This is a genomic window from Lutibacter maritimus, from assembly GCF_900116115.1.
In the GTDB taxonomy this organism is placed as follows: Bacteria; Bacteroidota; Bacteroidia; order Flavobacteriales; family Flavobacteriaceae; genus Lutibacter; species Lutibacter maritimus.
Genome location: NZ_FOZP01000002.1, coordinates 224862 through 248713, shown reverse-complemented (window position 1 = coordinate 248713; position 23852 = coordinate 224862). Strand labels below are relative to the sequence as shown.

Annotated in this window: 18 protein-coding genes; 9 read left to right on the top strand and 9 right to left on the bottom strand. The window is 28.0% G+C overall.

Features of this window, described 5'->3' with window-relative positions:
• Positions 1–104 precede the first annotated feature (104 nt).
• The 3 genes from dut to BM335_RS04435 are packed head-to-tail and all read right to left on the bottom strand — an operon-like array spanning position 105 to position 2849.
• Positions 105–536: a dUTP diphosphatase gene (gene dut / locus BM335_RS04445; RefSeq protein ID WP_090223540.1), complete on the bottom strand. Its 432-nt coding sequence runs from the start codon at positions 534–536 to the stop codon at positions 105–107.
• Positions 537–544: 8 nt separating this feature from the next.
• Positions 545–1378 (bottom strand): alpha/beta hydrolase, encoded by an 834-nt coding sequence (locus BM335_RS04440; protein ID WP_090223538.1) that lies wholly within the window; start codon positions 1376–1378, stop codon positions 545–547.
• Positions 1379–1388: 10 nt separating this feature from the next.
• Complete coding sequence (locus tag BM335_RS04435; protein ID WP_245780604.1) at positions 1389–2849, bottom strand: lipopolysaccharide biosynthesis protein; 1461 nt, start codon at positions 2847–2849, stop codon at positions 1389–1391.
• 148 nt (positions 2850–2997) lie between these two features.
• On the opposite strand from BM335_RS04435, the gene BM335_RS04430 reads away from it, so the two are divergent.
• The 5 genes from BM335_RS04430 to BM335_RS04410 all read left to right on the top strand — a co-directional run bounded on the left by BM335_RS04430 (position 2998) and on the right by BM335_RS04410 (position 10412).
• On the top strand, positions 2998–3993 hold the full coding sequence (locus BM335_RS04430; protein ID WP_090223534.1) for an NAD(P)H-dependent glycerol-3-phosphate dehydrogenase: 996 nt from the start codon (positions 2998–3000) through the stop codon (positions 3991–3993).
• 109 nt (positions 3994–4102) lie between these two features.
• Positions 4103–4294 carry a cold-shock protein gene (locus BM335_RS04425; protein WP_090223532.1) on the top strand — a complete coding sequence of 64 codons (192 nt, stop codon included), beginning with the start codon at positions 4103–4105 and terminating at the stop codon, positions 4292–4294.
• Between the two features lie 137 nt (positions 4295–4431).
• Complete coding sequence (gene hemG, locus BM335_RS04420) at positions 4432–4959, top strand: menaquinone-dependent protoporphyrinogen IX dehydrogenase (protein WP_090223531.1); 528 nt, start codon at positions 4432–4434, stop codon at positions 4957–4959.
• A 47-nt stretch (positions 4960–5006) separates the two neighbouring features.
• Positions 5007–9491: a PAS domain-containing hybrid sensor histidine kinase/response regulator gene (locus tag BM335_RS04415; RefSeq protein WP_090223530.1), complete on the top strand. Its 4485-nt coding sequence runs from the start codon at positions 5007–5009 to the stop codon at positions 9489–9491.
• 18 nt (positions 9492–9509) lie between these two features.
• Entirely contained in the window at positions 9510–10412 is a 903-nt protein-coding gene (locus tag BM335_RS04410) for a PD40 domain-containing protein (RefSeq protein ID WP_143102378.1), read from the top strand.
• Here the strand turns inward: BM335_RS04410 and BM335_RS04405 are convergent.
• The 3 genes from BM335_RS04405 to pheS are packed head-to-tail and all read right to left on the bottom strand — an operon-like array spanning position 10401 to position 12943.
• A complete protein-coding gene (locus tag BM335_RS04405) occupies positions 10401–11459 on the bottom strand; it encodes a lactonase family protein (protein ID WP_090223528.1) in 1059 nt (352 codons plus the stop codon). The two genes, BM335_RS04410 and BM335_RS04405, sit on opposite strands and share 12 nt — an antisense overlap.
• A gap of 17 nt (positions 11460–11476) precedes the next feature.
• Positions 11477–11878: a hypothetical protein gene (locus BM335_RS04400; protein ID WP_090223527.1), complete on the bottom strand. Its 402-nt coding sequence runs from the start codon at positions 11876–11878 to the stop codon at positions 11477–11479.
• Between the two features lie 45 nt (positions 11879–11923).
• The gene (gene pheS / locus BM335_RS04395) at positions 11924–12943 is read right to left on the bottom strand and encodes a phenylalanine--tRNA ligase subunit alpha (protein ID WP_090223526.1); all 1020 of its coding nucleotides are present in this window, start codon (positions 12941–12943) and stop codon (positions 11924–11926) included.
• A 262-nt stretch (positions 12944–13205) separates the two neighbouring features.
• Between pheS and gdhA (BM335_RS04390) the strand changes: the two genes are divergently transcribed.
• The 4 genes from gdhA (BM335_RS04390) to dinB all read left to right on the top strand — a co-directional run bounded on the left by gdhA (BM335_RS04390) (position 13206) and on the right by dinB (position 20355).
• A complete protein-coding gene (gdhA, locus tag BM335_RS04390; protein WP_090223525.1) occupies positions 13206–14549 on the top strand; it encodes an NADP-specific glutamate dehydrogenase in 1344 nt (447 codons plus the stop codon).
• Positions 14550–14657: 108 nt separating this feature from the next.
• Complete coding sequence (locus BM335_RS04385) at positions 14658–17687, top strand: PEP/pyruvate-binding domain-containing protein (protein WP_090223524.1); 3030 nt, start codon at positions 14658–14660, stop codon at positions 17685–17687.
• 166 nt (positions 17688–17853) lie between these two features.
• Positions 17854–19191, top strand: a complete 1338-nt coding sequence (gene gdhA, locus BM335_RS04380) for an NADP-specific glutamate dehydrogenase (protein ID WP_090223523.1) — start codon at positions 17854–17856, stop codon at positions 19189–19191.
• Between the two features lie 69 nt (positions 19192–19260).
• A complete protein-coding gene (dinB, locus tag BM335_RS04375) occupies positions 19261–20355 on the top strand; it encodes a DNA polymerase IV (protein ID WP_090223522.1) in 1095 nt (364 codons plus the stop codon).
• A 15-nt stretch (positions 20356–20370) separates the two neighbouring features.
• On the opposite strand, the gene BM335_RS04370 is transcribed toward dinB, so the two are convergent.
• From BM335_RS04370 to BM335_RS04360, 3 genes are read right to left on the bottom strand one after another with little or no spacing between them, the layout of a single operon-like run.
• Positions 20371–21345 (bottom strand): DUF4837 family protein, encoded by a 975-nt coding sequence (locus BM335_RS04370; protein ID WP_090223521.1) that lies wholly within the window; start codon positions 21343–21345, stop codon positions 20371–20373.
• Positions 21342–22880: a lytic transglycosylase domain-containing protein gene (locus BM335_RS04365; RefSeq protein WP_090223520.1), complete on the bottom strand. Its 1539-nt coding sequence runs from the start codon at positions 22878–22880 to the stop codon at positions 21342–21344. The genes BM335_RS04370 and BM335_RS04365 overlap by 4 nt, the downstream gene beginning before the upstream one ends.
• Positions 22881–23834, bottom strand: a complete 954-nt coding sequence (locus tag BM335_RS04360) for an OmpA family protein (RefSeq protein WP_090223519.1) — start codon at positions 23832–23834, stop codon at positions 22881–22883.
• Positions 23835–23852: the final 18 nt, after the last annotated feature.

Sequence of the window (23852 nt, the reverse complement as noted above, 5' to 3'; positions counted from 1 at the left end):
AATAAATATATTAGCCGCAGCTGAAAACAGAAATAAAGTTCTTACGTCAATATTTATCATTGCATAGGTTGTATTTATGAAAATTTAGTTTTAATAAAAAAATATTAAACTCCAGTAGATCCAAATCCACCAGCGCCACGTTCAGTTTCGCTTAAAATTTCAACTGGTTGCCATTCAGCACGCTCGTGTTTTGCAATTACTAATTGTGCAATACGTTCACCATCATTTATAACAAATTCTTCGTTAGATAAATTCACTAAAATAACACCTATTTCACCTCTATAATCAGCATCAACAGTTCCAGGAGCATTTAAAACAGTAATTCCATTTTTTGCTGCCAAACCACTACGCGGACGTACTTGAGCTTCTGTGCCAACTGGTAATGCGATAAATAATCCTGTTTTTATAATAGCTCTTTCTAAAGGTTTTAGTGTTATTGCAGCATCAATATTTGCTCGTAAATCCATTCCTGCGGAAGCAATGGTTTCGTAATTTGGTAATTCGTGTTTAGATTTGTTGATGATTTGAATTGTCATTTTTTAATTTATTTTATGTTATAAAGCCAGGAAATTACTTCTTTAAATTCGCTACTCCAAAAAGCTTCATTATGTTTTCCTTCAGGATTTATTTTCGATTTTAAATTCCGTTTCTTAAAGCCTGTTTCAAGTAATAATTTTTCCATTTTTTGAGTATCCGTATCCATACTTTCTCCTTCTTTGCCACCAACCAATAAATAGAGCTTCTGATTCTTTATTTTACCATGTTTTTTTGTAAACATTATAACTTCATCAGAAAACCAAAAAGAGGTTGATAAAGCACCTATTTTTCCAAAAACTGTTGGATATTTAAGTCCGCCGTAATACGATATTAATCCACCTAAAGAACTTCCAATTAAACCAGTATATTTTTGCTGCGGTTTTGTTCTATAAGTAGCATCAATATATGGTTTTAAGGTATTTACTATAAAATTGATATAAATTTCGCCTTTTCCGCCGCCATATTTTTTATGTTCCCAAGGTGTGTATTCGTTAATGCGTTCTTCACCACCATTTTCAACACCAACAACTATAAATCCTTTATTGGTTTTTTTATAAATTTCGTTTAAAGTTTCATCAACTTTCCACTCTCCAGCATACGAAGTTTTTGCATCAAATAAATTTTGAGCATCGTGCATATAAATTACTGGATATTTTTTTGTGGAAGTTTTATAATTTGGCGGTAAATACACCCAAATTTTATGATTGATAGTATTAAGTTCAGGAATTAAAAATTGTTTTTCAATTATAGATACATTGGAAGATGCTGTAGAATTATTTTCTTGACAAAAACCTACAAAAATAAAAGTAAAGAATATTAATAAAGAAAAGTTTGTTTTCATAAGTTAGGTACTATTTATGTTTTAGTAATGCTAAAACTTCTTTTTTCTCATTTTTAAAAATTAGTAAACCAAATAATAGCACTAATGTAAATGATGCTAAATAATTATCTCTGAAAAATGTAAAAGAAATATATGAAATTATAATAGATACGATTAAATAAGAGCCAGATTTTATTAAATTATAAGGCACATTATAATATTTTTTACCATATAAATACGAAATTACCATCATACTTCCATAAGCAGCTAATGTTGCCCAGGCGGATGCTATAAATCCAATTTTTGGAATTAAAACAATGTTTAAAACTATAGTAATTAAAGCGCCAATAATAGAGAAATACATACCATAACGTGTTTTATCTGTTAACTTATACCAAACAGCAATGTTATGATATATCCCTAAAAATAAATTAGCCAACAATACAATTGGTACTATGGAAATGGCTTCCCAATAGTCTGAGTTTTTTATAAATAATAGTTTAATAATATCAATAAAAGCTACAATACCAACAAAAACCAATGAGCCAACAATTATAAAATAGTTCATAATTTTGGCGTAAGTTTCTTTAGCATTTGCTTTATCAGCGTGATTAAAAAAGAAAGGCTCAGCACCTAACCTAAAAGCCATAATGTATAAATTCATAAAAATTGCCAGCTTATAACAGGCGCTGTAAATTCCCATAGTGCTTTTATCAATTAATTGCCCAATTAAGTATTTATCTAAATTTTCATTAATAGTATAAGCAACTCCAGCAACAGCAATTGGCCAAGCGTATTTAAACATTTTTTTAAATAAGAGCGTATTAAAACTCCATTTGAATTTCAGTAAATAAGGTAGTAATAATAACAATGAAACTGCACTACCTATAATGTTTGCAATAAAAATAAAATTAACAATATTAGTGCTGTTATAAATGTTTATTAAAAATGTTGGAACCGATTTTCCTTCGGCAATAAAATCTGGAATAAAGCGTAAAAAAACTAGGTTTATCAACACAATAATTCCAACGTTTAATAATTTTATAATTGCATATCGTATGGGTCTGTTTGCTGCACGTAAATAGGCAAATGGCACAACAGCAATAGTATCTATAACTAAAATCCCTATAAATAATTTAAACTGTAAGGCGTTGTTAGAAAAATCAAAAAGTCTTATAAACTCGTTTGAAAACAAAAAAGTACTTACTAAAAATACGATAGAAGCAATAAATACACTTATAAATGAAGTTGAAATAATAGCATCTTTTTTTTCTTCGGCTTTATAAAACCTAAAAAAAGCAGTTTCCATACCAAAAGTTAGCAATACGGTAAATAATGCTATCCAAATATAAAAATTAGTATTTTCAGCGTAGTTATTTGTTGGTAAAGCATCTGTGTGAACACGAACAAGCAAAAAGTTGATAACTCTTGGTAAAACGGCAGCAATTCCGTAAATTATAGTGTCTTTAAAAAATCTTTTAAGTGTGCTCAAAGTTATTTATAAGATATTTTTTTATAAAAGCATAAAAGTACAAAAGTATATATTGAATTCAATAAAAATATTTACAGGAAATATGTTACCATAATTTTAAGATACATTTAATTTAGTTTTTTTACTTTTGAATTTTAAAACCTTATGTATGATTAATAACCCTAAAGTTGCAGTTTTTGGAAGTGGAAGTTGGGCTACTGCAATTATTAAAATGTTATGTGAAAATTTAGATCAGGTTGGTTGGTATATCCGAAACGAATCTACAATAGAATATATAAAAGAAAACCAACACAACCCAAATTATTTAAGCTCTGCTGAATTATCTGTTGATAAATTACATTTATCAAGTAATATTAATGAACTGGTTGACTATGCGGATATTTTAATTTTTGCTATTCCATCGGCATTTTTAAAAAGTGAGTTAGATAAAATTACCATTGATATTTCTACCAAAATTGTATTTTCAGCCATAAAAGGAATTGTGCCTGAAAGCGGATTAATTGTTGGTGAACATTTTCATAAAAATTACAATATACCATTTGAAAATATTGGCGTAATTACTGGACCTTGCCATGCGGAAGAAGTGGCTATGGAACGTCTATCGTACTTAACTATTGCTAGTCAAGATGCTAAAAAAGCCAAATTAATGAGTAAATTTTTAGCAAGTAATTATATAAACACTAAAATTTCTGATGATATCATTGGTACAGAATATGCCGCAATGCTTAAAAATATTTATGCAATTGCTGCTGGTATGGCGCACGGATTGGGTTATGGAGACAACTTTCAATCAGTTTTAATGTCAAACTCTATTCGCGAAATGAAACGTTTCATAAAAAAAGTGCATAAAATGAAACGTAACATAAACAATTCTGCCTATTTAGGAGATTTATTAGTAACTGGTTATTCCGTATTTAGTAGAAATAGAATGTTTGGAAACATGATTGGTAAAGGCTACACGGTAAAAAGTGCTATGATGGAAATGAGTATGATTGCCGAAGGTTATTATGCAGCTAAAAGTGCGTATGCAATAAACGAGAAAAATAAAGCTAAAACACCAATAATTGATGCTGTTTATGAAGTGTTATATTTAAATAAAAATCCAAAACAAATATTTAAAAAATTAACAGAATTATTAGATTAATAGTTGATTTCTAGTATTTAATTAAAGTTAACTTTTAATAAAAAATTTGTGCTTTTTGTAATTTGCATCGAAATAATTATACCTTTGTGCTTTAATTTATTTTTTAACAATGAAAAAAGGTACAGTAAAGTTCTTTAATGAATCTAAAGGTTTTGGATTTATTACAGAAGACGGATCAAAAACAGAATACTTCGTACACATTTCTGGTTTAGTAGACGAAATCAGAGAAGGTGATGAAGTTGAATTTGATTTAAAAGAAGGTAAAAAAGGTTTAAACGCAGTAAGTGTTAGAGTAATTTAAGTATTATCCAAACTTTTTAAAAAAACTTAAAGTCCATCATTTGATGGACTTTTTTTATATTTTTAATTCTGATATTAATCATATATCTAATTTTTATGTTTTTGTAAATTTGATAAATATTTCATTTAAAAATAGTTATGGGTGTTAAAATAGGTATAGTATATTCAACTGTTGATGGGCAAACTTTAAAAATTTGTAAAAAACTACAAGAATATCTTAAAGATGCAAATACAGAAATTTCGCTTTTTTCAATTGAAGATTTTAATGAAGATATTTTAAGTTTTGATAAGTTAGTTATTGGCGCAAGTATTAGATATGGAGTTCATAATGATAAAATTATCAAATTTATTAACACAAATAAAAATCAGTTAAACGCTATTAAAACGGCATTTTTTTCAGTTAACTTAGTGGCGCGTAAACCAGAAAAAAATACGCCAACAACAAACCCTTATGTTATAAAGTTTTTTAAAACAATAAATTGGAAACCAACAGTGGTAGAGGTTTTTGCAGGTAAATTAGATTATAAAAAATATCCTTTTTTTGATAGAATTATGATTCAATTTATTATGTGGATGACTAAAGGACCAACTGATAGTAATACCAAAATTGAATACACTAATTGGGATAAAGTGAAATTGTTTAGCAGTGTAGTACAAACAATTTAATTTGTTATATTCGCTTTTACTTTATTTAAACCCCAAATAATGCTATTATGGTAGAGGCACGTATTGATAAATTATTAGCGTTTATTTCTAAAAAAGGATATAAATCACATAATAATCAGTTTTTAAAAGAATCAGCTATTTTTTTAACTGAATTATTAGATGTTAATTATGTGATTATTGATAAATATTCAGTAGATGAACCTACTGTTGCAAAAATTGAATGTTTTTACTCTAAAAAAGAACAAAAATTTTTACCAAAAAACACCTATAATTTAGCAGACACACCTTGTGAAAATGTTATAAATAAAAGCGTTTGTAGTTACACTTCCAACACACAAAATTTATTTCCAAAAGATATTTTGTTAAAACAATTAAATATTGAAAGTTATATTGGTATTCCATTATGGAATTCAAATAAACAACCAATAGGTTTAATTGCTATTATGGATGATAAACCAATAATTGATGTAAAAATAGTTGAAAGCATTGCACAAATAATAGCTATTAAAATTGAAAAAATTCTTGCCAAAATAATTTTTAATGATCAAATTAACATTAAAAACGAAAACATTGAAGCCTCTCAAAAGAATTTCGAAAAACTCTTTAATTTAACATTCGAAGGAATTTTAATTCATGATAACGGTATTGCAATTGATGTCAATCTTTCATTTGCAAAAATGTTTGGGTATACAAAAGAAGAATTAATTGGCAAAAACGTTATTGATTTACTTTTTGATAAAAAATTTCATTCAAAAATATACACTAAAAATAAAAATAGTTATACGTTACCTTATGAAATTGAAGGAATTAGAAAAGATAACACTACTTTTTTTATTGAAATTGAATCTAAAACTATAGACACAAATATATCTGGACACACAAGATTAGCTGCAATAAGAGATGTATCAAAAAGAAAATTAGCCGAAAATAGGTTACAAGAAGCGCAACAAATTGCAAATGTTGGTTCCTTTATTTATGATATTGCAAAAGAAACTTGGGAAAGCACACCTGTTTTAGATTCTATTTTAGGTATTGATAAAAATTTTAAAAAAGATCTTGAAAGCATAGCAAAATTTATTTATTCAGAAGATTTAACAACTATTTTAACTGACATAAATGATTTAATTGAACAAAAATTAAATTTTTATAATAAAGAATACCGTATTTTAAGACAAGATAATAAGGAAATAAGTTGGATAAATACGTTAGGTAAATTAGAATTTGATATTCAAGGAAATCCAACTAAAATTTTTGGAACAGTTCAAGATATTACTACAGCAAAAAATAATCAAGAAGAACTTCAAAAGGCAAAAGAAAAAGCTGAAGAAAGTGAAAATAGCTTGTTTGAGGCACAAAAAATTGCAGGTTTAGGTTCTTATACCTTTGATATAAATTCAGGTTATTGGAGTAGTTCAGTTATATTAAATAATATTTTTGATATTGATGTTAATTATACTAAAAATTTAGATGGTTGGCTACAATTAATTCATCCAGAAGATAGAGCTGATATGGATTTATATTTAAAAGATGAAATTTTAGCCAAACGTTTATTTTTTGATAAACAATATAGAATTGTTAGAAACAATGATAAAGAAATTAGATGGGTTCATGGTTTTGGAAAATTGAATTGTGATACTAAGGGAAATCCACTCCAATTGATAGGAACAATTCAAGACATAACAGCTACTATAAAAACACAAAACGAACTTCAAAAGGCAAAAGAAAAAGCTGAAGAAAGTGAACTGTTATTTAAATCACTTATAAAGCAAGCAGGAGATGCAATGTATTTAGCGGATTTTGAAGGTAATATTATTGAAGTTAACAATAAAGCTGTTGAAAATTCAGGTTACAGCAGAAAAGAGCTTTTAAATATGAATGCTAAAGAACTTGAAGCTGAATTTAATGAGCTTGATGGAAAGAAATCAGTTTGGAGTAAATTAACTAAATCTCATCAAATTACCATTGAAACTTTGCATAAAAGAAAGGATGGGTCAATTTTTCCAGTAGAAATTAGTATTGCAGCACTTAAAATAGGAACCAAAAAATTATTACTTGGTTTTGCCAGAGATATTTCGGTAAGAAAAAAAGCATCAAGTGAAATAAAGTTATTATCTACAGCTGTAAACCAAAGTGCAAACTCAATTGTAATTACGGATGTTCAAGGTAAAATAGAGTTTACAAATCCTAAATTTTCTGAAGTTACAGGATTTAGTGCCAAAGAGGTTTTAGGAAAAAACACCAATATTTTAAAATCTGGTTTACATGATAATGATTTTTATAAACATTTATGGGAAACTATTTTAAAAGGAAAAACTTGGCAAGGGCAATTTCAAAATAAATCTAAAAACGGAACCTTAATTTGGGAACAAACAACAATAACTCCCATTAAAAATGATTTAGGAATTATTACCAATTTTTTAGGAATTAAAGAAGATATAACCGAACAAAAAAAATCTGAAATAGATTTAAAAGCTGCGTATGCTAAAATTAAAGAAAAAGAAGATTATTTAAAAAGAATTCTTGAAACTGCCAACGAAGGTTTTTGGATAATAGACAATAAAGGTTTTACGGTAGATGTTAATATTAAACTTTGCAGTATTTTAGGGTATAATAAAGAAGAAATTAAGAATAAATCAATTTTTAATTTTGTTGATGAAAAAAATAGCGAAATTTTTACAGAACAACTAAAATTAAGAGAGCAAGGACTATCAACAACCTATGAAATAGAGCTTATAAAAAAGAATGGTAAAAAAGCTATTTGTTTATTTAATACCTCACCGATTTACGATAGTGAAAACAATAAAAAAGGTTCATTTGCATTAGTTACCAACATTACAAAATTAAAATTAGCATCAAACAAACTAAAACTAAGAAATAAAGAACTTAGCAACTTAAGTATAGAATTGTATGATAGCAATAAACTTTTAAAAGAATCAAGTAACCGATTTTTAAGCATTTTTGAACAAACTCCAATATCAATAATAGAAGAAGATTTTTCAGATGTAATAGAACTTATTAATCAAAAAAAATCTGAAACTGACAATTTTGAAAATTACCTTAATGAAAATTTAACCTTTGTTAAAGAGTGTACAAGCAAAATTAAAATTTTAAACGCAAATTCAACCTGTATAAATCTTTTTAAGGTTGATAACTTAATTGAATTAGTAAAACATTTACGCAAAACAAATAATAAAAATTCTTATGAAGCTTTAAAAAAAGAATTTTTAGCAATTGCAAATGGAGAAACTGAATTTAAAACCGAAACTGAATTTATAAACACGCAAGGAGAGAAAATTTTTGCGTTTATAAAATTAGTTATTTTAAATACCTCAGGAAAGGCAATTGCAACAATTGTAGATATTACTAACATAAAAAATACAGAAAATGAACTAAGAATTGCAAAAGAAAAAGCTGAAGAAAGTAACCGATTAAAAACCGAGTTTTTAAACAATATGTCCCACGAAATTAGAACCCCAATGAATGGAATATTAGGCTTTTCAGAATTATTAAATAATGCAGAATTATCTCCCGCAAAAAGAAATTACTTTGTAAGTATTATTCAAAATAGCGGAAAACAATTATTACAAGTTATTGATGATATTTTAGAAATTTCTCGTCTTGGTACAAAACAAGTAAAAGTGTTAGAAACTAAAGTTTGTGTCAATGATTTATTATTAGAGTTATTCTCCGTTTTCGATTTAAAAGCAAAAGAAAATGGTGTGCCATTATACATAAAAAATCAACTTTCAGATTGTGAAAGTACTATTTATACAGATAAAACAAAACTTCAAAAAATAATTAGTAACCTATTAGAAAATGCTTTAAAGTTTACTAACAAAGGGTACATTTCTTTTGGTTACACCTTAGTTGACGATACTTTAGAAATTTTTGTAAAAGATACTGGTATTGGAATTAAAGAAGAAAAGCAACATATTATTTTTGAACGATTCTCTCAAGAAGAAAAAGATGTTTCTAGAAATGCAAGCGGTTTAGGTTTAGGATTATCAATTGCCAAAGAAAATACGGAATTAATTGGCGGTAAAATTTCTGTAGAATCCGTGAAATGGGAAGGATCAACGTTTTGGGTAAAAATACCATATAAACCAGTAAAAAACCCTAATTTAGAAAATGACAATAGGTGTCCAAAATCAGTAGATGAAAGATCTAAATATAAAGTTTTAGTTGTTGAAGACGAGGAAGTTAACTATTTATTTATTGAAATAGTGTTATTAGATAAAATTCAATTAAATTGTGAAATTTTACATGCAACAAATGGAAAAGAAGCTGTTGAAATTTGTGAAAAATATAATAACATCGATTTGGTTTTAATGGATATTAATATGCCAATAATGAACGGATATGATGCTACAAAAAAAATTAAAGAATTTAGGCCTAATTTACCTATAATAGCCCAAACAGCTTATTCTACTCCAGAAGATAAGGAAAAAGCATATAATGCTGGTTGTAACGATTTTATTTCAAAACCCCTAAATAAAAACCAATTAAAAACAATTATAGATAGCCACTTATAAAAATTAAATTGAAAAAGAATGAAAATCAGGTTTATTTATAATTTTATTTTTATAACGATACTTACAGTTGTGAAAACAAATGCACAGCAAAATTTACTCATTTTTGAAAATGATAGTATTGCTATTTATGATACTTTTTTATCGTTAAATTCAAAAGAAAATATTTCGCCAACATTTTATAATAATGGTCTTATATATGCATCTGCAGATAAAAATGATTTTTATAAATTATATTTTTCTGATTTAAAAAATAAACCTCAAAAAATTAAAATAAACAATTATTTTCATTCTGGAGGACCAGTGGCTACTTACAATAACGAAATTTATTTTGTTAAAAGTCCAAAATTAATGAAAGGTAATAATAATGGTAATTTAACCATTTTTAAAGGTAAAATTGAAAATTTAAAAGTTTCAAAAGTAAAACCATTGTCTATTTGTAAAGCAGATTTTACTTATGGTCAACCAACCATTTCAAAAGATGGAAATAAAATGGTTATTGTAACTAATGAACGCGGAATTTTTCATTTATTAGAATTACAAAGAAATAACAACAACGAATGGGAAAAATCAGATGTTGTATTTATTTCTCAATCAAGTTTTACAATAATTAACCCAACAATTTATGATGAAAACACTATTTATTTTTCATCAAATATAAGTGAAGCAAAAATTGATAGAGTAGAATATACTTTAGAAAACGGAAATCCAGTTGTTGATAATGTATATTATGCTACGGGTGATTTTAATATTTATAAAACCATTAAAGTTGATGGTAAGTGGAGTTTACCTCAAAAAGTATCAGTATTAAATTCTGAATTTGACGATTTAAGTGTTGTTTTTATAACTGAAAAAACTGGTTATATAAATAGTTTTAGATATGATGATACCGATAATATCTACTATTTTGAATTAAAACAATAAACAAACAGGTGTAGGAGCATTTAAACTATATAAAAAAGTTAAAGTTCCTAACTTGTTATCAACATTATAAACACTTATATTTTCACTTCGTTGGTTTGCAACTAATAAAAATTTTCCATTTGGTGAAAGTGTAAAATTTCTAGGCCAATCTCCATTTACGCTTATATTTTGTATTTTTTGTAGCGTTCCGCTTTTAGCATCTCTTTTAAAAACAACTATAGTATTTTCACCTCTATTAGATCCGTATAAAAACTTTTCATCAGCAGATAAATGAATATCAGCACATTGATTTTTTCCATTATAATCATCACTTAAAGTACTTATACTTTCAATAGTTTTATAGGTGTTTTTTCCTTTTTGCTGAAGCACAGTAACAGTTGAATTCAATTCATTGATAACATAAATAAAAGCACCATTTTTAGAAATTTCAAAATGACGAGGTCCAGCGCCTTCTTTCATTAAATGATTTTCTTTTAAAACAAATTCTTTATCATTTAAAATATATTGCGCTAAAAAATCACGTCCTAAATCGGCTACAAACAAGTTGTTTTTATAAAATTTTGCTGAATGTGCGTGTGCTTGTTTATTTTCTAAATTATGGTCAAAAACTTGTGGAGATTCACTAATACTTCCACTTTTATGAATTGTATAAATTGAAACTGTTCCACCGCCATAATTAGAAACTACAAGTTTGTTATTAGCTTCGTTTGTTTGTACGTGGCAAGGTCCATTACCATTTGTACCAACTTTATTAATAAAAGCCAAAGTACCATCATTATTTACTTCATATGATTTCACAAAACTATTTTCACCATTTTCATTTACAGCATATAAATACTTTTTATTTTTTGAAAAAGTTATAAATGATGGATTTTCGGTTTTTACCGCTAATTTTTTATTAGTTATCTCACCAGTTAAAGTATTAAAATTGTAGTAATAAATTCCTTGCACATCATCACTTGTATAAGTGCCAACATATAAAGGAATGTTTTGTGCTTTAATTAAAAAACTACAAAATAATAAAGAGATAAAATAAATGAATTTCATAATAAGAATTGTATAAATTATTTAAGCAATATACCACGTTTATTTAATAACGGAATGGTTCTTAATGCACTTTCTTTTATGGAGCCTTTTTTAAATAAAAACTTTTTATCAAACATAGTATTTCCTTCAAAAAAAGTAACATTAAAAAAGTTGGCTAATTTTAAAACATCTTCGTGCATTAATTCAACTTTTGCGAAAGATTGCGCGGGTAGTTTTTCAATTTTATGACGAAGTAATGAGGTTTCAGCCAGTGTATTTTCATCGTAACCTTTAGATACGATTAATATCATTTCTAAATCAACTTCTTTATTATTTATAATATAAGCATTCCAATCATCACATTTAAACTCGTTGTTATATTCTTTAACAACCGCCATAAAAACGTTTGTAACTTCGGGTATTTTAATATCTTTTTTCATGTTTATTTTAAATAAAAAAATTCCGCAATGAGCGGAATTTATAAATTATAAAACAGATTTAAATTGCTCTAAAAATCGAACATCGTTTTCATAAAACATTCTAATATCTGGTATTTGATATAGCAACATTGCAATACGCTCAATTCCCATTCCAAATGCGTAACCAGAATAAATTTCAGGATCTATATTGGCATTTTTAAGTACATTAGGGTCAACCATACCGCAACCCATAATTTCTAACCAACCAGTACCCTTAGTAATTTTATAATCGGTTTCTGTTTCTAATCCCCAATAAATATCTACTTCGGCACTTGGCTCTGTAAATGGAAAATACGATGGGCGCAAACGTATTTTAGATTTTCCGAACATTTCTTTGGTAAAATACAGTAAGGTTTGTTTTAAATCGGCAAAAGAAACATCTGTATCAATATATAAACCTTCAACCTGATGAAAAATACAATGCGCACGTGCAGAAATGTCTTCGTTTCTAAAAACTCTTCCCGGAGAAATGGTTCTAATTGGCGGTTTGTTATTTTCCATATATCGTACCTGAACAGATGAAGTATGAGTTCTTAATAAAATATCTGGATTGGTTTCAATAAAAAATGTGTCCTGCATATCACGTGCTGGGTGATATTCTGGTAAGTTTAATGCGGTAAAATTGTGCCAATCGTCTTCAATTTCTGGTCCTTCAGAAACAGTAAATCCTATGCGAGAAAAAACATCAATAATTTTATTTCTAACTAAAGATATTGGATGACGTGAACCTAATTCAATTGGTTCTTCAGGTCTGGTTAAATCACCATAAAAACCTTTTTGATCACTTGCATTTTCAAGCGTATCTTTTAACTGATTTACTTTATCTTGTGCTAAATTTTTTAAAGTATTTAATGCTTGCCCAAAATCTTTTCTTTCTGCTGGATTTACATTTTTAAATTCATTAAATAAATCGTTAAGTAATCCTTTTTTGCTTAAAAACTTAATTCTGAAAGTTTCAATTTCATCTTTGGTAGTTCCATTAAATGCAGTTACTTCACCAATCAGTTCTTTTACTTTATCTAACATTTTCTATAAAATTAGTCTGCAAATTTACACTTTTTTATTTTGTTGAATATAAATTATAGTTGAATGATTTATATAACTTATTTTATAAAACATCTATAGCAATAAATGATTTTAAAATTTTAAAAAATTTAGTATTTACGAAAACGTTTTAGAAAATTTGTAAAATAGCTTAAATATTATTATTAATTTTAAATTATATGTTAAAAATTACCTATATTTGTTAGGTAAATTAAACATAATACAAAATAATACATCATAAATTATGGAATCAAAAATAAAAGAGTTCATGGATTTAGTGAAAGTTCGGAACCAACATGAGCCAGAATTTTTACAAGCTGTACAAGAAGTTGCAGAAACTGTTATACCGTATATAGCAAATCATGAAATTTATAATGGTAAAAACATTCTATTAAGAATGGTTGAGCCTGAAAGAGTTGTAATGTTCCGTGTGCCATGGATTGATGACACAGGAGAAATTATTGTTAACAGAGGTTTTAGAATTCAAATGAACTCTGCTATTGGACCATATAAAGGTGGATTACGTTTTCATCCAACAGTTAATTTAAGTATTTTAAAGTTTTTAGCTTTTGAACAAGTATTTAAAAATGCTTTAACAACTTTGCCAATGGGTGGTGGTAAAGGTGGATCTGATTTTGATCCTAAAGGAAAATCAGATGGAGAATTAATGCGTTTTTGTCATAGCTTTATGGCTGAATTATGCCGTCATATTGGTGCAAATACAGATGTTCCTGCTGGAGATATTGGTGTGGGTGCTAGAGAAATTGGTTTCTTATTTGGAATGTATAAAAAAATGCGTAACGAATTTACAGGTGTTTTAACCGGTAAAGGTATGTCATGGGGTGGTTCTTTAATTCGCCCTGAAGCTACAGGTTATGGAACTGTATATTTTGCTCAAAGCATGCTTGAAACAAGAGGTGATACCATAAAAGGTAAAACTGTAACTATTTCAGGATCTGGAAATGTAGCGCAATATGCTTGTGAAAAAGCTACACAATTAGGGGCAAAAGTTGTTACATTATCTGATTCATCAGGATATATTTTTGATGAAGATGGTATTGACGAACAAAAATTAGCTTTTGTGATGGATTTAAAAAATAACAAACGCGGAAGAATAAACGAGTATGTTAAAAAGTATCCAAAAGCAACATTTGTAGAAGGAAAAACTCCTTGGTCTGTTAAATGTGAAGTAGCGATGCCATGCGCAACTCAAAACGAAGTAAATGGTGAAGATGCTAAAACACTATTAAAAAATGGTTGCTATGTGGTTAGTGAAGGTGCAAACATGCCATCAATGCCGCAAGCAATTGAAGCATTTCAAGCAGCAAAAATACTGTATGCTCCAGGAAAAGCATCAAATGCAGGTGGAGTTGCAACATCAGGTTTAGAAATGAGTCAAAACTCTTTACGTATTAATTGGACTCGTGATGAAGTTGATGAAAGACTTAAAAAAATAATGAAAGACATCCATGATTCTTGTATACAATTCGGTAAAAAAGATGACGGATATATTGATTATGTAACAGGCGCAAATATTGCAGGATTTGTTAAAGTAGCTGACGCAATGTTAGCTCAAGGAGTAGTTTAATTTTTATCTAATTTATATTTACACTAAAAAAGGGTTGCTAATTGGTAACCCTTTTTCTATGCGCTTTAAATTAATTAACTAAATTTATATTTTAAAAACGTAGCCGAAATGACTAAAAAAGTATTGCCTGATTTAAGAACTTATGAATTTGAAGAAGTTGCATTTAATGAATTAATGCAAAACCGAATTAACAAAGTTCTTATTGTTTGCTCTAACTATGACTATTATATGTTAGAGGAAGATGGTAGGATTGATGAACGTATTTTTAATGAATACACAGCTTTAAATTTAAGGTATCCGCCAAGTTTTGTACACGCAAATTCGGCAAAAAGAGCCTTAATTATGCTGGCTTCAGATAAAATAGATTTAGTAATAACTTGGTTAGATATTGGTAATTATAAAGCTTTTGAAACATCTAAATTAATTAAAGAAACCTATCCAGATGTTACAATTGCTGCGCTTAGTCATTATTCATCTGAATTAAGAAAAAATCTTGAAAAAGAAAATACAGGAATTATAGATTTTGTTTTTCATTGGAGTGGTAATGTTGATATTTTTTTAGCAATCATAAAATTAACAGAAGATAGAATGAATGCTGAAAAAGATATCAATGAAATTGGTGTTAAAGCAATTTTACTGGTTGAAGATTCCTTGCGATTTTATTCAAAATACTTACCTGTTATTTATAAAATTATTTTAAAACAAACCGATTTTTTTATGTCTGAAGGGCTTAATGAACATCGAAAAATGATGTTGATGCGTGGAAGACCTAAAATATTATTAGCAACAAATTTTGAAGAAGGTAAGTTATTATTTGAAAAATATAAAGACAATCTTTTAGGCGTAATTTCAGATGTTTCATATTTTAGAGAAGGAAAAAGAGATCCAAAAGCAGGTTTTGAGTTGTTAAAATATGTTAGAAGTTATGAGCGTTATTTCCCGTTTTTAGTACAATCATCCGATAGTAATAACAAAAAGTTTGCTTTAGAATTAAAAGGTAAATTTTTATATAAATATTCCGAAACACTTGAAGATGAAATAAAAAACTACATAAATCAATATTTTTCATTTGGCGATTTTGAATTTTGGGATCCAGTTCAAATGAAAGTTGAGGCAACAGCAAAAGATTTAACAAGTTTTCAAAAAGCATTAAATTCTGTTTCAACAGAAACTATTATATATCATGCCAAAAGAAGTGAATACTCTAAATGGTTAAAATCCAGAGCGTTATTTCCATTAGCTAATTTATTTAGCAATATTGAATATGATGATTTTGATGATGCAAATGCAATACGTCAATTTTTAATTAACGCCATTAAAGTGTATCGAATTTTTCGTTCAAGAGGAGTTATTTCAAAATTTAATAGAAAAAAATACGACGAATATTTAGGTTTTGCCAGAATTGGTGATGGCGCATTAGGAGGAAAAGGAAGAGGTTTAGCTTTTATAGATTCTTTTTTAAAGCGTAATAGATTATTTAATAAATATCAAGATGTAACAATTTCAATACCACGAACCGTGGTTATTAGTACGGAGGTTTTTGATGAATTTATTGAACAACACAAATTAATTCATTTTGTAGCTTCTTGTGATAATGATGAAGAGATTTTAAATAAATTTATTTCATATCCATTACCGCAATGGGTTTTAGCGGATATTTTAGCATTCTTAAAAATTAGCAAAGCACCATTAGCAGTCAGATCTTCAAGTGTTTTAGAAGATTCACATTACCAACCATTTGCAGGAATTTTTGCAACGTATATGTTACCTTATGCTGAAAGAGATAGAATGTTAGAAATGGTATCTAACGCTATTAAATCTGTAATGGCTTCCGCTTTTTTTCAAAATAGTAAATCGTACTTAAAAGCTACTTCACATACAATTGAAGAAAGTAAAATGGCTGTAATATTACAAGAAATTACAGGAAAACAATATAAAGATGTTTTCTATCCAAATGTATCTGGAGTTGCTAGATCTATCAATTTTTATCCGATAGGTAATGAACTTCCACACGAAGGAATTGCCAATATTGCATTAGGTTTAGGAGAAATAATTGTTGGTGGTGGACAAACTTTGAGATTTTCACCTTTTCATCCTAAAAAAATATTACAATTATCATCGCCAGGTTCAACACAAAGAGACACGCAGCAGTATTTTTATGGATTAGATATTAACCCTGATAGTTATATAGTTTCTACCAGTGAAGCAATTAACAAAAAGAAAATTTCTATTAGAAATGCTGAAAATCATGGCTCTTTAAAATTTGTAGCTTCAACCTACGATTTGCAAAATAATATTATTAAACCAGGTGTTATGCACGATGGAATTCGGGTAATTTCATTTGATAATATTTTAAAATATAATACATTTCCTTTACCTGAAATATTACAAGATTTATTAAGAATAGGTCAGCGAGAAATGCGAAACCCAATTGAAATTGAATTTGCAATTAAATTGGATGTACCAAATGGAAAGCCAAAAGAATTTAGTTTTTTACAAATAAGACCAATTGTTGAAAGTAATGAAACAAACAGTAAACTTCCAGCTAACTTTTTAAAGAAAGACACTATTATTTATTCAGAATCGGCGTTAGGAAATGGAAAATATGATCATATTAAAGATTTTGTATATGTAAAGCCAGAAACCTTTAATAATGCTAATACAAGGCAAATTGCTGCTGCTGTAGAGCAAATAAATAAAAAATTTACCGAACAAGACAAACAATATGTTTTAGTTGGTCCGGGAAGATGGGGTTCAAGTGATCCTTGGTTGGGAATTCCTGTAATTTGGCCTCAAATTTCTTCAGCAAAAATTATTGTAGAATCTGGGCTGAATAATTTTAGAATTGATCCAAGTCAGGGCACACATTTTTTTCAAAATTTAACATCTTTCAAAGTTGGTTATTTAACAATAAACCCATTTATAAATGATGGATTTTTTGATGTTGAATATTTAAATAAACAAAAAGCTGTTTATGAAGATGAATTTTTACGCCATATTTCGTTTAAAGAACCTCTAACAGTAATTATAGAAGGAAAAAATAATAAAGCTGCAATTTTTAAAGAGAATTTTAAACTAAAAAATACGGTTAAAATAGAAGAATCTACCGATGAATTACCACCAGATGGTTTTATGTAAAAATGTATATTTGTTAAAAAAACAAGCTTTAAACGGTAAAATTATCCCAAATTAACAATATATCATTAATAAAATGTTAAATACTAAAAATATCAATATAAATGTTACTCAAAATTGAATTAAATATATGTACTTTTGTATAAGTTAACCACCTAATAATATTATTATGAATGTAAAAGAAATATTAACAAATTTAGAAACCAAACACCCTGGTGAAAAAGAATATTTACAGGCAGTGCATGAGGTTTTAGAATCTATTGAAACTATATATAATGAAAATCCACAATACGAAGCGGCTAAAATTATAGAACGTTTAGTAGAGCCAGATAGAATTTTAACTTTTAGAATTTCTTGGATGGATGATGCAGGAAATGTACAAGTAAATTTAGGCCACAGAGTTCAATTTAATAATGCAATTGGCCCTTACAAAGGAGGTATTCGCTTACACCCAAGTGTAAATTTAAGTATTTTGAAATTTTTAGGTTTCGAACAAATATTTAAGAACGCCTTAACTACATTACCAATGGGTGGTGGAAAAGGAGGATCTGATTTTAATCCTAAAGGAAAATCGGATGCTGAGATTATGCGTTTCTGTCAAGCCTTTATGTTAGAATTATGGAGACTTATTGGTCCTAGCACAGATGTTCCTGCTGGCGATATTGGAACTGGAGGTAGAGAAATTGGTTTTATGTACGGAATGTACAAAAAACTTCAACATGAAAACTCAGGAGTATTTACTGGTAAAGGTTTAAATTGGGGAGGAAGTTTAATTCGTCCAGAAGCTACAGGTTTTGGTGGTACTTATTTTACTAAAGAAATGTTAGATACCAAAAACGATAGTTTTGTAGGTAAAACAGTTACTCTATCAGGTTTTGGAAACGTTACTTGGGGTGTAGCTTTAAAAGTAACTGAATTAGGAGGAAAAGTTGTAACTATTTCTGGACCAGATGGATATGTACATGATGAAAGAGGATTGGATTTAGATAAAATAACTTATTTATTAGCTTTAAGAGCTTCTAATAATGACATTGTTTCACCGTATGTTCAAGTATTTCCAGAAGCAAAATTCTATCCAGGTGAAAAACCTTGGGGAGTAAAATGTGATATTGCAATGCCTTGTGCTACACAAAATGAATTAAACGGTGAAGATGCCGCAAAATTAGTAGCTAATGGTGTACAATACGTTTCTGAGGTTTCTAATATGGGATGTACTCCTGAAGCAGTTCATGTTTTTCATAAAGCTAAAATATTATATGCTCCAGGAAAAGCTGTAAATGCTGGAGGAGTTGCAGTTTCTGGATTAGAAATGAGCCAAAACGCTATGAAAATGAATTGGACAAAAGAAGAGGTTGATGCTAAATTACATCAAATTATGACCTCTATTCATACAGCTTGTTTAAAATATGGAACGCAAGAAGATGGCTATATAAACTATGTAAAAGGAGCAAATATTGCTGGTTTTATAAAAGTTGCCGACTCTATGTTAGACTTAGGAATTGTATAAAAATAAACTTTATTAAGTTAAAAAAGGGTTGCTATTTAGCAACCCTTTTCTTTTTATATTTGTTATAAGATGGAAGAAAAAAGTACATATCGAAAAATTATACATATTGATATGGATGCATTTTATGCTTCTGTTGAACAATTGGATAATTCTGAGTTAAGAGGAAAACCAATAGCTGTTGGTGGAGGTGAAGATAGAGGCGTAGTTGCTGCTGCAAGCTATGAAGCCCGTAAATTTGGAGTTCGTTCAGCAATGAGTGGTATTTTAGCAAAAAAAAATTGTCCTCAACTTATATTTGTAAAACCTCGTTTTGATAGGTATAAAGAAATTTCAAAAAAAATCCATCAAATTTTTAAAGATTATACGGATTTAATTGAACCGCTATCATTAGATGAAGCTTATTTAGATGTTACTGAAAATAAAAAAGGAAATCCGTCTGCTAGTTTAATTGCAAAAGAAATTAGACAACGCATTTTTGATGAATTACATTTAAATGCTTCTGCAGGAATTTCAAGCAGTAAATTTGTTGCTAAAATAGCTTCTGATATTAATAAACCCAATGGACAAAAAACAATTCCACCAGAAGAAATTATATCTTTTTTAGAAGAATTACCCATTGAAAAATTTTATGGTATAGGAAAAGTTACAGCATCCAAAATGTACAATTTAGGAATTTTTAAAGGAAGTGATTTAAAAGAAAAGAATGAATCTTTTTTAATAGAACATTTTAAAAGCTCAGGCAGTCATTACTATAATATTGTTAGAGGAATTCATACAAGTAAAGTGAAACCTAACAGAAAAAGAAAATCGGTAGCAGCTGAGCATACTTTTGTAAAAAATTTAACTTCGGAGGTATTTATGTTAGAAAAATTAGAGAAAATTTCTGAAGAGTTAGAAAAACGACTTTTACATTCAAATGTTTCAGGGAAAACAATTACATTAAAAATAAAATACAGCGATTTTAAAACGCAAACACGTAGTAAAACATTGCCATATTTTGTGAAAGACAAAAGTATTTTATTAGAAACAGTAAAAGAATTGCTTTTTCAGGAAAAGGTAATGAACTCTGTAAGATTATTAGGTATTTCAGTGACAAATTTAAATAATCATATTAAAAATATCACTGAAAAACCAATAGATGTTCAATTAAAATTTGAGTTTTAAAACTTTAAAATTATATTAATTTATTTTTAATGTTTTTAAAATTGCTTCAATTTCAAACATATAATCTCTTTTATTAACTGAAGGAGCATAAGTTAAACCTTCTACTACAACAACTCTATTATTAGCTTTATCAATTACTGAATAGCTTAAAAAAGGTCCCGCCATATACATTCCTTTTACTTCCCATTTTCCTCTGGTTTCAAAGGCTTTTTTCCCATCTATTTTAACTTCAAAAATATGAGGTGTAAAAGCTTCTTCTGTAATCATATGTGAATTTTCTACTTGACCAGGAATATATTTTTTTCCTATAGAATCTCTATGTGCAACAATTGCGTTTCCATTTTCATCATTTTCATTTTCAATTGGATAGGAATAGGTGATAATTTCCATACTGTTTGCTCCATCAATATGATATCTGTACCAAACAAAATCGCCAGTATCATCAACTAAATTATAATTTCTAGGTATTTTAATTGAATAACCTTGTTTTTTAAATGTTTTTATATTTTCTGGATCCCAATATTTTTTTAAAATATTTCTTTGAACAGTTGCTAAATCAGAAGTTTTAAATTCTGATATAATTTTTTTACTATTGGTTTTAATTAAATTAATTAAATCTTCATCAGTTTTACCTGTAATGGTAATTATTTTTTGAGGCGATGCGTATACATCTGTACTTATAGTAAAAGAATTTTCATCACCCAAATTAATGCTTAATACATTTCTGGTAGCTCTAAACATGCTACCAAAGCTTTCAAATGGAACTTGAGATACTTCAAATTGCGATTCAGGCTGAGGTAAAGCTAAAACAGGTTCGGCTAAAATTTTTCGTAATTCATTTCCTAAATCACCTTGCCAAGCGCTATTTTTTACTACAACTAATAGGCTGTTAATTCTTCCGTTTGCTTCTTTTAATACCTTTTTGTCATTTGCCGGATTACAGGCAATTAATAAAGAAATAAAAACGACAAATAATGCTATTTTTTTCATTTGCTAAATATTTTCAATTTGGTTCCTGGTTTTAAACTTTTAGCACTCCAAATATTGTTCCATTCTTTAATATTTGTAACAGAAACATTTGCATATTTTTGAGCGATGGTCCAAAGTGAATCTCCAGATTTAACAATATAGGTATTATAATCTCCTTTTGGAACTTCTTTTGCTTTTGTAGAAGTTGATTTAGATGTAGCTGCTACATTTACATTATTTGAATAAATTTTTAATCGTTGTCCTATTCTAAGATTATTACTTTTTAGGTTATTCCAGCGTTTTAAATAGCTAACAGAAACATTATATTTGTTGGCAATACGCCCTAAATAGTCGCCTTTTCTTACTTTATAAGTAATTTGATCTTTTACTTCAAGATATTGTGGTAATGCTTTTTCTCTTTTTGATTCTTGATAATCTACATACGCATAAATTAATTTTTCATTACTCACAAAATTCCCTACATGTTTTGTGGGTAATGTTAATACATAATTTTTATTTTTTACGTATGGAATAATATCTAATTTATACTGTGGATTTAAAAATTTTAATATTTCTATATCTACATTTAAAGTTTCGTTAATTTGTTCAAAAGTAATTTGTCTTTTTATTTGAATAGTATCTGTTTCAAAGCGAGTAATGGTGTTTTCACGAGCTTTTATATTATGCTCATTCGCATATTTAAAAATATACATAGTTGCATAAAAAGCTGGAACATATCCTGCAGTTTCTCTTGGTAAATAGTTTCTAATATTCCAAAAGTTTCTGCTACCACCTGCTCGTCTAATTGCTTTATTTACGTTACCAGGACCTGAATTATAAGCTGCTAATGCTAAATCCCAATCATTATAAATTTTATACAAGGTTGATAAATATTTACAAGCGGCTTCAGTTGCTCTAATTGGATCTGAACGTTCATCAACATACGAACTAATATTTAAGTTGTATAAAACACCTGTTTGGTACATAAACTGCCATAAACCCGTAGCGCCAACTCTTGATTTTGCGGTTGGTTTTAAAGCGGACTCTACAATAGCTAAATATTTTAATTCTAAAGGAATATTGTATTTGTCTAAATGTTCTTCAAACATTGGAAAGTAAAACCGTGCTCTTTCCATAATAACTGAAAAAACCGGTTTTCTTTTTGAGAGATATGATTTTATTATTTGTTCTAACTGCGGATTATATGAAATATTAAATGGAGTTTTACTATCTAATTCTTCCAATCGTTGTTTTAATAATTCAGTGGGTAATTCTTTTAGTTCTGAAATAAAAAATTCGTCATCTTCTAAAGAATATCTAAGCGTATCATTTAATGGAGAATTAATTAATTCATTTATCCACAAACTGTCTATTGTACTTACTTCATGGTGAAATTGAAATTTAACAGAGTCTAATTTTTTATAAAAAGTAGAATCTTCATGTGAAAATAAATTTTCAGTATCTTTTAACTTTTCAAGTACTTTGGTGTCTTTTTTATCTTGCGTATATCCAATATTAATAACTAAAATTAGAATTAAAATTACTATTTTTTTCATTTACTCCTCTTTTAAAAGTTTCGAAATTTGATCTAAGTTGGGTGCCAAAATAATTTCAATTCTTCTATTTTTAGCTTTACCTTCTGCTGTTTTATTTGTATCAACTGGTACAAATTTACTTCTTCCAGCTGCAGTAATTTGTGTTGGATCAACACCTTTATTTTCTAAAATTCTAACAATTGCAGTTGCACGTTTTACAGATAAATCCCAGTTATCAATAATAGTTGAACCGGTATAAGGAACATCATCCGTATGTCCTTCAATTAACACATTTATATCTTTATTTTCAGCTAATACGTTAGCCAATTGTTCAACAGCTTTTTTACCTTCTACACCAACTGCCCAACTGCCAGAGTTAAATAACAATTTGTTTTCCATAGAAACGTAAATTTTTCCATTTTTATGAACTACCGTTAAACCTTTACCTTCAAAATTATGCAATGCATTAGAAATTGCATTTTTTAATTGCTGCATTTGTGCTTCTTTTGCATTAATTAAACTTTCCAATTCATCAATTTGTTCAGAACGTTGTTTTAATTCTTTTTGAAGTTTTTCTAATCGGCTATTTTCAGCAGCTAATTTTAATTCTTTCGCTTCTAATTCAGCCAATAATTCTTGATTTTTTTGAGCTTGTTCTGCTAATTTTTTTGAACTTTGGGTAGAAAGCGCATCGTATGATTCTTCTAAATTTTTATGTTTAGTTTGAAGCGATGAAAATTCGTTTTCTAAAATTAATTTTTTGTTTTTTAAAGCAGCATAATCATTTTTAAGACTTTCTAAATTAGCTTCTAACGCTTTTTTTGATGCTAATAATTCGTCTTTTTCTTTTAACAATTCTAAATTTGAAGAACGTAAATTATTAAATTTAGATTCCAATTCTTGATACACTTTTTTACTTACACAAGAAGTTACTGAAAGTGTAATAACTACTAAAAATGCTATTTTTTTTAACATACTTTTCTGCTTTATATA

Coding starts and splice junctions, on each gene's coding strand:
- dut (WP_090223540.1), bottom strand. CDS start 536: ATGACAATTCAAATCATCAACAAATCTAAACACGAATTACCAAATTAC.
- BM335_RS04440 (WP_090223538.1), bottom strand. CDS start 1,378: ATGAAAACAAACTTTTCTTTATTAATATTCTTTACTTTTATTTTTGTA.
- BM335_RS04430 (WP_090223534.1), top strand. CDS start 2,998: ATGATTAATAACCCTAAAGTTGCAGTTTTTGGAAGTGGAAGTTGGGCT.
- BM335_RS04425 (WP_090223532.1), top strand. CDS start 4,103: ATGAAAAAAGGTACAGTAAAGTTCTTTAATGAATCTAAAGGTTTTGGA.
- hemG (WP_090223531.1), top strand. CDS start 4,432: ATGGGTGTTAAAATAGGTATAGTATATTCAACTGTTGATGGGCAAACT.
- BM335_RS04415 (WP_090223530.1), top strand. CDS start 5,007: ATGGTAGAGGCACGTATTGATAAATTATTAGCGTTTATTTCTAAAAAA.
- BM335_RS04410 (WP_143102378.1), top strand. CDS start 9,510: ATGAAAATCAGGTTTATTTATAATTTTATTTTTATAACGATACTTACA.
- BM335_RS04405 (WP_090223528.1), bottom strand. CDS start 11,459: ATGAAATTCATTTATTTTATCTCTTTATTATTTTGTAGTTTTTTAATT.
- BM335_RS04400 (WP_090223527.1), bottom strand. CDS start 11,878: ATGAAAAAAGATATTAAAATACCCGAAGTTACAAACGTTTTTATGGCG.
- pheS (WP_090223526.1), bottom strand. CDS start 12,943: ATGTTAGATAAAGTAAAAGAACTGATTGGTGAAGTAACTGCATTTAAT.
- gdhA (WP_090223525.1), top strand. CDS start 13,206: ATGGAATCAAAAATAAAAGAGTTCATGGATTTAGTGAAAGTTCGGAAC.
- BM335_RS04385 (WP_090223524.1), top strand. CDS start 14,658: ATGACTAAAAAAGTATTGCCTGATTTAAGAACTTATGAATTTGAAGAA.
- gdhA (WP_090223523.1), top strand. CDS start 17,854: ATGAATGTAAAAGAAATATTAACAAATTTAGAAACCAAACACCCTGGT.
- dinB (WP_090223522.1), top strand. CDS start 19,261: ATGGAAGAAAAAAGTACATATCGAAAAATTATACATATTGATATGGAT.
- BM335_RS04370 (WP_090223521.1), bottom strand. CDS start 21,345: ATGAAAAAAATAGCATTATTTGTCGTTTTTATTTCTTTATTAATTGCC.
- BM335_RS04365 (WP_090223520.1), bottom strand. CDS start 22,880: ATGAAAAAAATAGTAATTTTAATTCTAATTTTAGTTATTAATATTGGA.
- BM335_RS04360 (WP_090223519.1), bottom strand. CDS start 23,834: ATGTTAAAAAAAATAGCATTTTTAGTAGTTATTACACTTTCAGTAACT.